At 52.7% G+C, this 13,872-nt stretch carries 13 protein-coding genes; 4 read left to right on the forward strand and 9 right to left on the reverse strand.

The features are described from left to right. Positions 1–144: 144 nt before the first annotated feature. Together dadA and dadX are read left to right on the forward strand one after the other, a co-directional pair. Positions 145–1,443 carry a D-amino acid dehydrogenase gene (gene dadA, locus D9736_RS18240; RefSeq protein ID WP_130205629.1) on the forward strand — a complete coding sequence of 433 codons (1,299 nt, stop codon included), beginning with the start codon at positions 145–147 and terminating at the stop codon, positions 1,441–1,443. A gap of 9 nt (positions 1,444–1,452) precedes the next feature. Then, complete coding sequence (gene dadX / locus D9736_RS18245; protein WP_130258886.1) at positions 1,453–2,523, forward strand: catabolic alanine racemase DadX; 1,071 nt, start codon at positions 1,453–1,455, stop codon at positions 2,521–2,523. A 56-nt stretch (positions 2,524–2,579) separates the two neighbouring features. Here dadX and D9736_RS18250 read toward each other — a convergent pair whose 3' ends face one another. Beyond that, positions 2,580–4,316 carry a potassium/proton antiporter gene (locus D9736_RS18250; RefSeq protein ID WP_064528688.1) on the reverse strand — a complete coding sequence of 579 codons (1,737 nt, stop codon included), beginning with the start codon at positions 4,314–4,316 and terminating at the stop codon, positions 2,580–2,582. Positions 4,317–4,410: 94 nt separating this feature from the next. Beyond that, positions 4,411–5,325 carry a muramoyltetrapeptide carboxypeptidase gene (gene ldcA, locus D9736_RS18255; RefSeq protein WP_130258887.1) on the reverse strand — a complete coding sequence of 305 codons (915 nt, stop codon included), beginning with the start codon at positions 5,323–5,325 and terminating at the stop codon, positions 4,411–4,413. A gap of 99 nt (positions 5,326–5,424) precedes the next feature. On the opposite strand from ldcA, the gene emtA reads away from it, so the two are divergent. Further along, positions 5,425–6,036, forward strand: coding sequence for a membrane-bound lytic murein transglycosylase EmtA (gene emtA, locus D9736_RS18260; protein WP_130205637.1), 612 nt, complete (start codon positions 5,425–5,427; stop codon positions 6,034–6,036). Between the two features lies 1 nt (position 6,037). Here the strand turns inward: emtA and D9736_RS18265 are convergent, their stop codons facing one another. Further along, positions 6,038–6,772, reverse strand: coding sequence for a flagellar brake protein (locus D9736_RS18265; protein ID WP_130258888.1), 735 nt, complete (start codon positions 6,770–6,772; stop codon positions 6,038–6,040). Between the two features lie 198 nt (positions 6,773–6,970). On the opposite strand from D9736_RS18265, the gene D9736_RS18270 reads away from it, so the two are divergent. Beyond that, positions 6,971–7,225 carry a GlsB/YeaQ/YmgE family stress response membrane protein gene (locus tag D9736_RS18270; RefSeq protein WP_000511315.1) on the forward strand — a complete coding sequence of 85 codons (255 nt, stop codon included), beginning with the start codon at positions 6,971–6,973 and terminating at the stop codon, positions 7,223–7,225. 49 nt (positions 7,226–7,274) lie between these two features. Here D9736_RS18270 and D9736_RS18275 read toward each other — a convergent pair whose 3' ends face one another. Genes D9736_RS18275 through D9736_RS18300 form a run of 6 tightly spaced genes read right to left on the reverse strand, consistent with a single transcriptional unit; the run spans position 7,275 to position 13,701 of the window. Then, entirely contained in the window at positions 7,275–9,245 is a 1,971-nt protein-coding gene (locus D9736_RS18275; RefSeq protein ID WP_130258889.1) for a TonB-dependent receptor, read from the reverse strand. 25 nt (positions 9,246–9,270) lie between these two features. Beyond that, entirely contained in the window at positions 9,271–10,125 is an 855-nt protein-coding gene (gene modD, locus D9736_RS18280) for a ModD protein (protein WP_130258890.1), read from the reverse strand. Next, positions 10,122–10,934 (reverse strand): class I SAM-dependent methyltransferase, encoded by an 813-nt coding sequence (locus tag D9736_RS18285; protein ID WP_130258891.1) that lies wholly within the window; start codon positions 10,932–10,934, stop codon positions 10,122–10,124. The genes modD and D9736_RS18285 overlap by 4 nt, the downstream gene beginning before the upstream one ends. 9 nt (positions 10,935–10,943) lie before the next feature. After that, entirely contained in the window at positions 10,944–11,702 is a 759-nt protein-coding gene (locus D9736_RS18290) for an ABC transporter ATP-binding protein (protein ID WP_130258892.1), read from the reverse strand. Continuing rightward, complete coding sequence (locus D9736_RS18295; protein ID WP_130258893.1) at positions 11,699–12,679, reverse strand: iron ABC transporter permease; 981 nt, start codon at positions 12,677–12,679, stop codon at positions 11,699–11,701. The genes D9736_RS18290 and D9736_RS18295 overlap by 4 nt, the downstream gene beginning before the upstream one ends. After that, entirely contained in the window at positions 12,679–13,701 is a 1,023-nt protein-coding gene (locus tag D9736_RS18300; protein ID WP_130258894.1) for an iron ABC transporter substrate-binding protein, read from the reverse strand. The genes D9736_RS18295 and D9736_RS18300 overlap by 1 nt, the downstream gene beginning before the upstream one ends. Positions 13,702–13,872 lie beyond the last annotated feature (171 nt).

Below are 13,872 nucleotides of genomic sequence, written 5' to 3' on the forward strand. Positions count from 1 at the left end.
AAGACAGTATATTCCCGCTGTGTCAGGGAGATGTGAGCTGGCTCACCATAAAAAACCCATATGTTGAATAATATTTTCAACTGAGTTATCAAGATGTAATTAGATTATTATTCTTTTACTGTATCTACCGTTATCGGAGTGGCTATGCGAGTTGTCATACTGGGAAGTGGTGTGGTAGGCGTTGCCAGCGCCTGGTATCTGAATCAGGCAGGACATGAGGTCACCGTCATTGATCGGGAACCGGGGGCGGCTCTTGAAACCAGCGCTGCGAATGCCGGGCAAATCTCCCCCGGCTATGCCGCGCCGTGGGCAGCACCAGGCGTGCCTTTAAAAGCGATTAAATGGATGTTTCAGCGCCATGCGCCGCTGGCCGTTCGTCTCGACGGTACGCAGTTCCAGTTGAAATGGATGTGGCAAATGTTACGTAACTGCGACACCAGCCACTATATGGAAAATAAAGGGCGGATGGTGCGCCTGGCGGAATACAGCCGTGATTGCCTGAAAGCATTACGCGCAGAGACAAATATCCAGTATGAAGGTCGGCAGGGTGGGACGCTGCAACTGTTCCGTACCGAACAACAATATGAAAACGCCACTCGCGATATCGCCGTGCTGGAAGATGCTGGTGTGCCGTACAAATTACTGGAATCCAGCCGCCTGGCAGAAGTGGAGCCCGCACTGGCAGAAGTGGCGCATAAACTGACCGGCGGTTTGCAACTGCCCAATGATGAAACCGGAGACTGCCAGCTCTTTACCCAGAATCTGGCGCGGATGGCGGAGCAGGCGGGGGTTAAATTCCGCTTTAATACGCCCGTTGATCAACTACTTTGCGACGGCGAGCAAATCTACGGCGTGAAGTGTGGTGATGAAGTGATTAAGGCCGATGCGTATGTGATGGCGTTTGGTTCTTACTCGACGGCGATGCTCAAAGGCATTGTTGATATTCCGGTGTATCCGCTGAAGGGGTATTCCCTGACCATTCCAATTGCGCAGGAAGATGGCGCGCCGGTATCCACCATTCTTGATGAAACCTACAAAATCGCCATTACCCGTTTCGATAACCGTATCCGCGTTGGCGGGATGGCGGAAATTGTTGGCTTTAACACTGAACTGTTACAGCCGCGTCGTGAAACGCTGGAAATGGTCGTTCGCGATCTCTATCCGCGCGGCGGTCATGTCGAGCAGGCAACTTTCTGGACCGGTTTGCGCCCGATGACGCCAGACGGCACGCCGATTGTTGGTCGTTCACGCTTTAAAAATCTGTGGCTGAATACCGGTCACGGTACGCTCGGCTGGACGATGGCTTGCGGTTCCGGCCAGTTGTTAAGCGATCTGCTCTCGGGGCGCACGCCCGCTATCCCGTATGAGGATTTAAGCGTAGCGCGCTACAGCCGTGGATTTACGCCATCACGCCCGGGCCATTTACATGGCGCGCACAGCTAAGGAATCGAGATGACCAGACCGATACAGGCCAGCCTCGATCTACAGGCATTAAAACAGAATCTGAACATTGTCCGCCAGGCCGCGCCGCACGCGCGCGTCTGGTCGGTGGTAAAAGCGAACGCGTATGGGCACGGTATTGAGCGTATCTGGAGTGCGCTCGGGGCGACTGATGGCTTTGCCTTACTTAATCTGGAAGAGGCCATTACCCTACGTGAGCGCGGCTGGAAAGGGCCGATCCTCATGTTGGAAGGTTTTTTCCACGCCCAGGATCTGGAGATTTATGACCAGTATCGCCTGACTACCTGCGTTCACAGTAACTGGCAGCTCAAAGCGTTGCAAAACGCGCGACTAAAAGCACCCCTGGATATTTATCTTAAAGTGAACAGTGGAATGAATCGGCTGGGCTTCCTGCCCGATCGCGTGTCCACCGTCTGGCAGCAACTGCGGGCGATGGCGAATGTTGGCGAAATGACCCTGATGTCGCATTTTGCCGAGGCCGAGCATCCTGATGGGATTACCGGGGCGATGGCGCGTATTGACCAGGCGGCGGAAGGGCTGGAGTGTCGACGCTCGTTGTCTAACTCGGCGGCGACGCTGTGGCATCCGGAAGCGCATTTTGACTGGGTGCGTCCGGGGATTGTTTTGTATGGTGCATCACCATCCGGTCAGTGGCGCGATATCGCCAATACCGGATTACGTCCAGTAATGACGTTAAGTAGCGAGATTATTGGTGTCCAGACGCTGAAAGCGGGAGAGCGCGTGGGATATGGCGGTCGCTATACCGCGCGTGATGAACAGCGAATCGGCATTGTCGCCGCCGGATACGCCGACGGTTATCCGCGGCATGCGCCAACCGGTACCCCTGTTTTAGTCGACGGCGTACGCACCATGACGGTAGGGACTGTCTCGATGGATATGCTGGCGGTCGATTTAACGCCTTGCCCGCAGGCGGGTATTGGTACCCCGGTTGAGCTGTGGGGCAAAGAGATCAAAATTGATGATGTCGCCGCCGCTGCCGGAACTGTTGGCTATGAATTGATGTGCGCGCTGGCGTTACGTGTGCCTGTTGTGACGGTGTAACTTGCTGTAGCCGGATGCGACCAGCGTCACATCCGGCGATACAAGACGGATCAAACTTAAGATTCGGCTTCTTCCTCCGCGACCCGAACGCCAATCTTCAGTACTTCATTATCTTCTTTCTCGGCCACCGTCCAGATCATCCCGGCAAACTCCACCTGATCACCGACAACCGGAGCCGCGCCTAACAATTGCTGGACAATTTCCCCCAGCGTTTGCTGTTTATCGCGATACTCCCGACCATCTTCCAGACCATATATCAGCGCCACATCGGCATATTTGGCACTGGCTTCAAGAATGAAGTCACCAAAGAAACGTTGATCCAGCGCGACTGGCGGTGACTGGCTGAACAGTTTACCGAGCGCCGGGAGATCGCGTTCCCGACCAATCACGCACAAGACGTCGCCTTCACGCAGTCGGGTGCTGCCAGTGGGATGAAGCAACTGGTTATCACGAAACAGTGCCGCAATACGCGTCTCTTTTGGCATATGCAGATCGCGCAGCGCCGCGCCCACGCACCATTTATCGGCACTCAACTGATAAACAAACTGTTCCCACGGGTTTTCCGGATGAATATCAAGGCCAACGCGTGATACCGGGCGTCCGACGGGCGGAACCACCACTTTGGCTTTTTTCGCCGCCCACGAGAGCGACGTTCCCTGTAACAACAGCGAAACCAGAACCACGAAGAAGGCGACATTAAAGAACAGACGTGCATTCTCCAGGCCCGCCATCATCGGGAACACCGCCAGGATAATTGGCACCGCGCCGCGCAGCCCGACCCAACTGATAAATACGCGCTCGCGCAAATTGAAGCCACGGAACGGCAGCAATCCGGCAAATACCGAAAGGGGACGAGCGAAGAAAATCATCCATGCGGACAAAATGAGCGCCGGAATGGCAATAGGCAGTAAGTCGCTTGGGTTAACCAACAGCCCAAGCACCAGGAACATGGCGATTTGCGCCAGCCAGGCGAGGCCGTCGAAATTCTGCAGAATGCCGTAGCGGTTGCGAATAGGGCGATTCCCCAGCAGAAAACCGCACAGATACACCGCCAGAATACCGCTACCTTCCAGCGCAGTGGTTAATGAGAAAATCAGAATACCGCCGCTTAATGCCAGCAATGGATATAATCCGGCGGGCAGGGCGATGCGGTTGATCATTTGCAGCAGTAAATAACCGCCACCAAGACCTATTACAATGCCCAGACCAAATTGTTGCAGAATATCGACAATGAACATCCAGCTAATATTGCTCTCATGATGCTGGATCATCGCAATCAGGGTAATGGTCAGAAACACGGCCATCGGATCATTACTGCCGGATTCTATTTCCAGCGTCGAGCCAACACGTTCGTTAAGCCCCTTGCCGCCAAGCAGAGAAAATACCGCAGCGGCATCCGTGGAACCGACAATGGCGCCGATTAATAAGCCTTCAATCAAATTGAGATTAAACAGCCACGCCGCCATCATGCCGGTTAAACCAGAAGTAATCAGCACGCCCACCGTCGCCAGTGACAGCGCCGGGCCTAACGCCACGCGAAATGAACTGGCCTGGGTACGCATCCCGCCGTCGAGCAAAATAATCGCCAGCGCGAGGTTACTTACCATGTAAGCAAAAGGATAATTATCAAACGGGATGCCGCCGACGCCATCAACCCCCGCCAGCATGCCGATCGCCAGAAAAATAACCAGAATGGGAATGCCAAGACGGGAAGAAAATGAACTAAGTAAAATACTGCTGGTGACAAGGATGGATCCTAAGATGAAAAGGCTAATTATTGTTGTGGCATCCAACGGTCGGTTACTCCTGATTACACTGTCTCTTATATAAACCCTACCATATTAGCGGCAGAAACAGCGTTTTACTTAGCCCTGAAACGTGATTTTTTTACACTTTAAGAACAGGATGACCACTAATCGTCAACTGTGTGCCTTCCTGGGTGTGATTAAGCGTGGCATGTGCGCCCAACGGCAGCGTAACTGTGCGTTGTTCATGACCAAAATCGAGGCCAGTTATGAGTGGAATAGACAGGCGGGAACGCAAGAACGCGTACACCGACTCCAGGTTGTAACCCGCGTCATAATCATTGGGCGTGCTACCACTGAAGCTACCGAGGATAATCGCCTTTTGACGCGGTAAAATTCCGGCATGATAGAGCTGTAACAGCATACGTTCGACGCGGAAAGGGTGCTCGTTAATATCTTCCAGCACCAGAATACCGTTCTCAATTTGCGGCATCCACGGCGTACCAATCAGCGAAATCAGCATCGCGAGATTGCCTCCCCACAACGTGCCTTCGGTCCGACACGTCGGGCCTTCCCCTTGCCATTCAATGGTGAATGTTTCATTGCGTAATGCCAGCCAGAAATGGTGCTCGGTAAAGGCGTTCAGTTCTTCCGCGCCAAAATTCGCCACCAGCATCGGGCCGCTAAAGGTGATGACATTACCCTGGGTCAGCAGCCCACACTGGATGGCTGTGAAATCGCTATGCCCGCAGATCAGCAACGGATCATGTTGTTGGCGAGCAACCAGCGCCTGCCAGTCAATATCCGCCAGTAAGCGGCTGGCGCCGTAACCGCCGCGAACCGCCAGTACGATAGTGTTGGGTGATGTCAGCCCTGCAAGAGAATTAATATCCGCCAGACGCTCCGTTTCCGTACCTGCAAACCGCTCACAGCGACGGGCAATGACCTCTACGTTATTGACCTGATGACCCGCATCCATCAGGCGTTGAATACCGCGCTGCGCGGCGTGCTGATTAATGCAGTAACCCGACGGGGCGATTAAGTGAAACTGAGACATGGCAATTCCTTGCTGACAACAGAAACGAATTGTATATCATGCCGCTTAGGTGTGCCGTTGTCACCTCAACGGCGATTCCAGGCTATAAGGATAGATGAAGTGAAATTGAGATGGTTTGCCTTTTTGATTGTGTTATTAGCGGGTTGTTCATCAAAACATGACTATACGAACCCTCCGTGGAATGCGAAAGTTCCGGTACAACGTGCAATGAAGTGGATGCCAATAAGTCAGAAAGCCGGTGCGGCCTGGGGTGTCGATCCACAATTGATCACGGCGATTATCGCTATCGAGTCGGGCGGTAACCCGAACGCGGTGAGTAAGTCGAATGCGATTGGTCTGATGCAGTTAAAAGCCTCCACGTCCGGACGCGATGTTTACCGTCGCATGGGCTGGAGCGGCGAACCAACGACCAGTGAGCTGAAAAATCCAGAGCGTAATATCTCAATGGGGGCAGCTTACCTGAATATTCTGGAAACCGGCCCGCTGGCAGGTATTGAAGATCCGAAAGTACTGCAATATGCGCTGGTGGTGTCATACGCTAACGGGGCAGGCGCACTGTTACGGACTTTCTCCTCAGATCGGAAAAAGGCGATCAGCAAAATCAACGATCTGGACGCTGACGAGTTCCTCGATCACGTCGCGAGAAATCACCCCGCGCCGCAGGCTCCACGCTATATCTATAAACTCGAGCAGGCTCTGGACGCAATGTAACTCAGTCGCGTACTTTGTCCGCTTTCTCACGGGCTTCCCGCTCTAGTGAGAAAATAATCCGCTGTAATTGCCGCTCCACCGTCGGGCTGACGTTAAGAAAACGAAAGCTCAGACGGGGAGTGGAGACGGTTTCATTTTTACCATCAATCAATTTACGCTCGCTGATCGTCAGTAACTGGGCATCAAAGTGAAAAATGCCCCATTGTCCCATGTTGACTTCAATCTGTGCGAAGCGCATGCCTTCTTGCAATCCGGCAGGCTTTGCCGTTTCCAGTAATGCGCCCATGCCGCCTAACGACAAATCATACAGGCGAAAACGTAACGTGCTGTTATCCGCCAGTTTGGTCTGGCAAAAATAAGGTGGATGGAGCGGGGCGGAGATGCGGAAATATCGGCGTCGCTGCACAAACCATAGCGCGGGAGGTGGTGCGGTAATAAAGGCCGGAAGCTGCAGGTATTCACTTTGCTGTAATTGTTCAACAGTAAACTCGACTTTCGCACCCTGAGTTTCGGCGGTTATGGTAATGTGCTGCGCCTTAAGCACTGCATTGTTGTCTTCTGCTTGACTGCCGTAATCCAGCACCAGTTTATCCGGGCTTATTGCCAGTATTTTGCTGATCAGTTGACCGTCACTCCAACTGATACGCAAGGGAATTGCGGCTTTATGCAAATCGCGTAAAACGCCCAGTACTGCTAAAGGATTTTGTTTCAGGAACTGCTCATGGTAGTGACTCACGCGGAAAAACTCCTGACCGACAAACTGTCTTTGGTTTATCGGTAGCGATTAACAAAACTTTATACAAACGCGAATTTTTTTTACATGTTGACTGCAAATCAACCACCAGACGCCCGACATCAAACTTACCCTTGCCTATACTTAGAGCGTTGACGTAAGCATTTCTTGCGTCCTGTTCATAGAAACGAGGGCCTGAACATGGGAATTATTGCCTGGATTATTTTTGGCCTGATAGCCGGCATTATCGCCAAGCTAATCATGCCGGGGCGTGATGGTGGTGGATTTTTCCTGACCTGTATTCTCGGAATAGTCGGTGCGGTGGTCGGCGGCTGGCTGGCGACCATGTTTGGCATTGGCGGCTCCATCAGCGGTTTTAATTTGCACAGCTTCCTGGTGGCGGTGGTGGGAGCTATTCTCGTTCTGGGCGTATTCCGCCTCCTGCGAAGAGAATAAGATTTTCATAAGGCGGATAGCGATACAGATGCCGCTATCCGCTTTCACATCAGAACGTATACTCGACACCTGCCCAGAAATTGCGACCTTCTTCAATAAACCCTTCACTGTAGGCATATTGGGTATCAAACAGGTTATTGACCGACGCATTGACGCTGAAACCATGACCTAAGGCGTAATCAGCTCGAATGTGGGTCACCGCAAAACCGGCGGCTTTTTGTGAACCGTCACTGTTGCTGTAGCTGGAGGAACGCGCCTCTTCCGACAGTGTTACGCTTAACGGCTCCCACGGTTTGAGAGTCATCCATGCGGTCATGGTCTGCGTTGGCAGATCGGTTATCTTGCCGATGTCTTTGCGTTTACCGTCAGCGTGGATCAGGGCGTAGCTCAATCCTACATCCAGTATATTGCTGATTTTCCCCTTAATACCGGCATCCAGACCGCTGTAATCCACCGTGCCGCTGTTCTGGTTTTGAATGGTATCGGCATCGATATTGTGCGAGAGGATGGCATCACTCACCCGATTATAGTAAACGCTGACCTCAAATCCCCAGTCGCGCGTGAAGGCACCATTCCAGGTTAAATCTACCCCGCGCGCGCGTTCCGGCTTGAGCTGCGGGTTAACAATCGCTATCTGGTTATACGCTGGTTTGGACGTGGTATAGCGTTCTTTCAGCGTCGGAAAGCGTGTGCGGTCATAGTACGAAAGCGCCAGCGTGTCTTCATTGGCAAAGTGGTATTTCCCCATCACCTGCCAGTTAAAAGCTGACTGATTGTTGTCGTCATAATGGGTGATGCTGCCATCGTTCTCATGTTTTTTCGCTTCTACGCTATCGCGCCAGTCATAGCTGATTCCCGCCACGACATCGACATTATCGGCGGCAGCCCATTGATATTCACTGGCGAGCGACCAGGTGCGATCTTCATAGCGATCGTAAGCGGCGTGCGGCGCACCTTTTTCCCGGTGTACGTCATCTTTCCAGTTAACGGCAAACGACAGCAGATCGTTTTCACGCACATCGGCTGCCAGTTGTAACCCGGCACCGTCGCTGTAATCGGAATAATGGCTGTAGCTGCCTTTTTTATTTTTCAAATCAGCCAGCGAGTTGTACATCATCAGCGTATTTTCAAAGGTGTCGCGATACAGCCGACTTTTCAAAGTAAAACGCTCGTTTAGCTGGGTCGTTCCCTGATAGTAAAAACTTTCTTTGTCATACTCCGGCCACTGCCAGTAGCGTGATTTCTGACCACTGTTTCCGCTGTATGGCGGGTTATCTTTTTCACCATCCTGCTTAATGTAAGTCAGTGTGTATTCATCGTTTTCGCGTGGTGTAAAACCGAGCTTCACAATGCCGCGTTTGTCATCAGCCGATGAGTGAATCATCTTGCCGTGTTTGCCTGCAATATCGTTATTCACACCATGCGGCAGGCCGAGAAAATCCTGCTTTAGCTGGCTACCGCTGACTTGCAAATACCCCAGATCGCTGCTGGCGGCAAATGAAGCATGCATATCGTAGGCATTGTCCTGGCTACGGCTCCATCCCTGGCGATATCCCAGATTTGCTTCCAGAGGTTTCGTTGGCTTCTGGGTGGTGATATTAATGGCTCCGCCCATCTGATTAGGCCCCTGAAGCAGCGACGAATACCCTTTGGAAACTTCGACCGCGCCCAGATTGTTGGTCAGAATCCGTGCCAGATCGAGGTTGCCGTCATAGGGAACATAAATCGGCACACCGTCGAAATAGACCGGTACCTGACGGCTATCAAAACCACGAACTTTGACCTGTTCTTCGTTGCGGCTGCCTGACTTTTGCAGCACTACGCCAGGGACGACGCTTAATGCCTTAGCGACATTCTGTTTATCCAGGGCCTTCATGGTGGGTTGATCGAGAACGGTGGTCGTCGTCGATGATACGGGGCTGGACCATACGGTCAGCGTGTCGCTCTCCTGAGCGGCTACGGCCTGCTGGGTAAAGGCAAGTGATAATGCTGTGCAGAGATAACGTTTTTTGAGTCTCATAGAATAAATTCCGTTTAACAAAGAATTAAATAGAGGCTGCGGGTTGCAGACTGACTTTGATGTCAGCCGGTGCCGCGTAATAAGGCGCGGAAGTAATAAAAAGGCGAATGCCGCAGTCGAGGTAATTTTTGAGTGTCGTCAGATTAATTCCGCCGGTCAGAGCCAGCGTGCAGTGGGGAGCCAGCGACGGCGCTATTTGCGCAATTTCAGTTGCCTGCTGCGGACTAAATTTGTCGAGCTGAAGTACGTCTGGTTGCGCGTGTAACGCGGCGATAGCCTCTTTCGGCGTTTCGGCTTCAACAACAATTTTCTTCTCGGGGGCGTGGCGACGTAACTGAGCGATTGCGCCCGACCAGTCCTGATTGTCAGCAAGAAAATGACGGTGGTTGGCGAACAATAATATGGTTTCCGCACATCCGGCACGGTGAATCAGCCCGCCAGCGGCAATGACAGCTTGTGTTGCCAGCAACCGGGTTCCAGGGATAGCTTTTCGGGTGCAGGCGATATTGCCGTCAGGATAACGTTCACGAAGCAACGCCAGCATTTGAGCGAGATAATCTGAGACGCCGCAACTCCACTCCAGTACGTTCTGGACCGCTTTCCATCCCTGATGAAGTGCAGCAGCGTCGCCGTGGGCATGGATCAGCCGCTGACCTGCATCCGCTTGTGAACCGTCGCTGACCGCGTCATCAATGGTTAACCCCAGCGTGGTTAACATCTTACACGCGAGAGAAACGCCGCTGACGCAGCCGCCCTGGCGGTGAAAAAACGCAATATAGCCAGGCTGGTGTCCAATATTTAATGCCCGCGTGGTCAGGTCACCGCCCTGGATATCTTCCAGAAGTAACGCATCGATTTGTGCCTGAGAAATGAAGATCATCGCAGTGCCTCCGGCGGCACGCTATCCCACCAGATGAGCGCCCAGTCGCGGCTGGCAGGGGCGAGGGTACGAGCATCTTGTTGTTGATACCAGCGATATAACCGCTCACGCTCATCGTCGTTAAGCGTGCCAAGACTCCAGCTGACATTCTGCTCAAAACGTTCCCAGGTGCTGTTATCCTGTTGGCAATTTTGTCCACGGATAAAATCGACGTGAGCATAAATTCCCATTTGATACAGGATGTTGAGCGCAAAGATATAGTTGGGTAATTCGATCACTTCCCGACCTGCCGCCCGCTGAATGGCCGGGGAGACGAACGAGGTGCTGACCAGATGAGTGGTGTAGACGCGCAGCCGTGCCTGATTATTCAGTTTGCTCATTGCCTGGCGCATATCAGCCACCAGAGTGGATCGGGAAGCCACGGCAATATCGCAGCGTGGCAGGTCACTCCAGTCCTCTTCCCAGGCGCGCTGGATCCAGTGGACATTGTCAGCCTTCAGTGCGGCGGCGCGGCGGGCGGCAACGTTCAGCATCCCCTGACTGTAATCAACGCCATAAACCGTAGTGAGTTTGTCAGCCAGCGCCAGCGATACGGTGCCTGGTCCGCAGCCCATATCGAATAAGGTCTGCGCGCCTTGCAGGTCAATTTTAGCGATCAGTTGTTGCAGGTAGCTGTCCGTTGGCGAGGCACAATTTTCAGCCATTTTCTCCGCCCGTTGATCCCAGTGATCGGGCGTTTTTTCTGTGCGGTGAGCCAGTTTGAGTTGCTGCAGATAAAGGTCTGCAAAATCAATATCATCAATGAGCATGATTGTTCCTTAGCGGCTAATTGCAGAGAGGTGATGATGAATTTGGTCGGCAGAAACCCGATACAGGGCCGCCAGTTTGTTCGTTGTTAACTGTTCGGTCGGTAAGCCTTGTGTTACTCGTCCATCTGGCTCTACCTGGATAATGCTGTCGGCAATGGCGTTGGCATGGAGCGGATGGTGAGTCGACATTAACATTGTCATGCCGTTATTTTTTAGCTGCGCCAGCGTGTCCAGAAGTTGGATCTGATGACCGAAATCGAGGCTGGAGGCGGGCTCATCCAGTAACAACAAGCGCGGTTGTTGGACGAGTGCACGGGCGATTAAAGCCAGCTGGCGTTCACCGCCGCTAAGGGTATTCCAGCGTCTTGTCGCCAGATGCAAAATACCCAGCTTTTCCAGTTGTTCCGTTGCTTTCAGGCGTTCTTGCTTACCGGGAACGGAAAAAGCGCCCATGGTAGGGGCCAGGCCCATCAACACCATATCCAGCACACTGAAAGCAAAAATACCGTCGTGCGCCTGCGGTACCCAGGCAATTGCTTGCGCGCGCTGGCGATGGTTAAGTGTCTGAACGGGGATGCTATCCAGTAAGATCTCGCCCTTTAATAACGGTATAACGCCAAGAATGGAGCGCATGAGCGTGGTTTTGCCGCAACCATTGGCGCCAAGCAGACAACAAATAGTTCCTTGTGACAGGGCGAAGGAAACGTCACTTAGCACCGGATGGCGGGAGTAACCCAGAGACGCATGACGGACGGCAAGCAAAGTCACTGGCGACCTCCGCGTAACAACAAAAGCAGGAAAAACGGTGCGCCAACAAAAGCGGTCAGAATGCCGAGCGGGATTTCTGTTGTCCCAATGCTGCGCGCCAGCGTATCGGTGAGCAGGAGCAGAATTGCGCCAGTACACATTGCCATGGGCAACTGTTGCTGATGGTTATGACCGGTCAACAAGCGGGCAATGTGCGGAACGACCAGACCAACCCAACCAATAATGCCCGCTATTGCTACCGTGCTGGCGGTGATTAGTGTGGCGCAGACAATCAATCCTAATCGCAGACGCGCAACATTCAGCCCCAGCGAGCGGGCTTCGTCATCAGAAAGCGTGAGTAAATTCATGCGCCAGCGGAGGAATAGCAGAGGAACGGAGCCAGCCAGAATGAGCGGTGCCGCGTAGTAAAGGTCGCGTAAGGTTACCGTAGACAGGCCACCGAGTAGCCAGAAGGTAATCGAGGGCAACTGGGTATAGGGATCGGCCAGCGTTTTAATTAGCGATATCCCCGCTCCGCACAACGTTCCTAACGCAATGCCGACCAGCACCAGCGTGAGCACCGGATCGTGACGAGTCACCCGACATGTAATCAGCCAGACGCCTGCGACCACCAGCAGACCGCCGCAAAATGCATAGAGTTGGATGTAAGCTATCGATAATCCCCACAGGATTGCCGCGCAGGCACCAAGTCCGGCACCGGCGGAGACGCCTAAAATATCCGGTGAAACTAAGGGATTACGGAACATACCCTGATAGGTGGTTCCGGCGCCTGCCAGCGCAGCGCCCAGTAACAACGCCGCCAGAATGCGCGGCACGCGGATTTGCCAGAAGACAATTTGTTCCTGCACAGGAACATCTTCTTGACGAAGAATTAGCGCCAGCAGTTGCTGTATATCGAGATGATAAGCCCCATTTACGGCGGCAAAAGTGATACTGATAGCTGCCAGCAGCAGAATACATCCGTTCGCGGTTCTCATTAGCTCGCCACCATTTTTTGATAGTCGGCGTCACTTAATGGGCAATGCCAGAACAGTTGAGCGTAACGTTTCATATCGTTTTTAAACTGGCTGTTGACTGCGGGATCCAGCCAGGCGTGGAGTCTGCGCAATCCCAGAAGACGGTTGATTCCCGGCGGGGCATCCAGCCAGCCGAAAGGCAAGCCACTCAAAAACAGGATGCGATGTTCCGCAACGGCATTTACGCCCTGCCAGAGAGGATCGTTACGGATAAAGTTTGCAGTCACAGCATCCTGAACCAGAATAATATCCGGCTGCCAGCGCAGTAGATTTTCCATGGAAACCTGTGCCAGGCCGTGGCGATCGGCTATTTGCGCGACGTTGTGCAAACCTAATAATTCCGCCGCCTCGGTATGCAACGAACCCTGTAAGCCCGTTTCCAGCCCTCGGGGACCGCGCGCAGCATAAAAGCGGAGGTTAGCGGCGGGTGAGGTGGCGAATGCCTGAGCTTCACCAACGAAGCGGCTGGCGAGATTGGCTTGTTCTGCGGCGCGGTGCTCTTCGCCTAACGTTTTGCCAAGCGTTGTTAACTGTTCTGCCGATTGCTCCAGTTTCCCATTAAGCAATAACCAGGGTATTTGTGTCTGTTCGCTAACCTGCCGTGCCTGGGAGATCCAGGTTTCATCCGTATTGCCGCAATCAACGACCAAATCGGGCTGCAATGCCATAAGCCCTTCCATTGAAAGCGAACTGGCGCGTCCGGCGAGTCGTCCAAGTTTAGGTAAATGACGTATTGCCGGAGTTAATGGAATTGCCGCCTCGCGAGCAAAGTCAAAAGAAGAAAAACCGACCAGTTTTTCTGGCGCGACAGCCAGCAAAAGCAGATCGGCAGGCGCACCGGCACTGACAATACGCGTAATTTTTTTGGCTTCAGGAAGCGTCAATGAGGCCCAGAATTTAACTGATTGTGCAAAGGACGGCAGATGATGCAGGAACAAGGTAGACGCAAGAGCCTGCGTAAACATCCGTCTGGTTAGTGACATAAGTAATATCCTGACAATTAAAACCGCTATATATTTACATATATATCGATAAAGATCATGTTTGATGTCAAGATTTGTCTAAAGAAACAGAATGATCTGCTTATTTGCTAAACAACGCTTTGTTCAACAAGAAAATTGTCAGGGAGAATGCGTGAGTGGCGGAAAAATATA

It is taken from the genome of Escherichia sp. E10V10 (assembly GCF_004211985.1).
In the GTDB taxonomy this organism is placed as follows: Bacteria; Pseudomonadota; Gammaproteobacteria; order Enterobacterales; family Enterobacteriaceae; genus Escherichia.